The organism is Streptomyces sp. SID12501, assembly GCF_010550245.1.
In the GTDB taxonomy this organism is placed as follows: Bacteria; Actinomycetota; Actinomycetes; order Streptomycetales; family Streptomycetaceae; genus Streptomyces.
Genome location: NZ_JAAGLU010000440.1, coordinates 1 through 508 on the forward strand (window position 1 = coordinate 1; position 508 = coordinate 508).

Annotated in this window: 2 protein-coding genes; both read left to right on the forward strand. The window is 71.7% G+C overall.

What is annotated here, in order from left to right; genetic code table 11:
* Positions 1–236 (forward strand): hypothetical protein (locus tag G3I71_RS46655; protein ID WP_203733106.1); only part of this gene is annotated, 236 nt, incomplete at its 5' end.
* Between the two features lie 184 nt (positions 237–420).
* On the forward strand, positions 421–508 hold an 88-nt coding region (locus G3I71_RS46660), incomplete at its 3' end, for a cold shock domain-containing protein (RefSeq protein WP_164325008.1).

The window sequence follows — 508 nt, forward strand, 5'->3', positions numbered from 1 at the left end:
CGGACGCGCCGGCGGGGGCAGCGCCGCCGCCGTACGGGTTCTCGTGGGCGTTCGTGCTGCGGCCGGACCCCCGCGGGGGCACGCGGGTCGTGGTGCGCGAGCGGTACGTGTACACGTCGGCGGCGTCCCGGCTCGTGGCGGAGCCGTCGTGCCTGCTGAGCACGGTGATGACGCGGGGCATGCTGCGCGGGCTGCGCGCACGCGTGCTCGCGGGTGCCGAGGGGTCCACGGGCTGAGCGTCCGCCGTCCGGGCCGGGACGACTTGGGGTGAAGGCCTCGCTTCGCACGCCCGTGTCCGGCTACTGTGTACCCGTAGTCGCAGTGCTGTGCTTGTCCACCTTCTCCGGAGCGGACGACGGCCACCGTGATTCACCCGGTCCCGGTCGTCGGGGTCGTAGTACACGCATGAGGAGAATGACAGTGCCTACTGGCATCGTGAAGTGGTTCAACGCCGAGAAGGGCTTCGGCTTCATCGCCCCCGAGGACGGCGGCCCGGACGTCTTCGTCC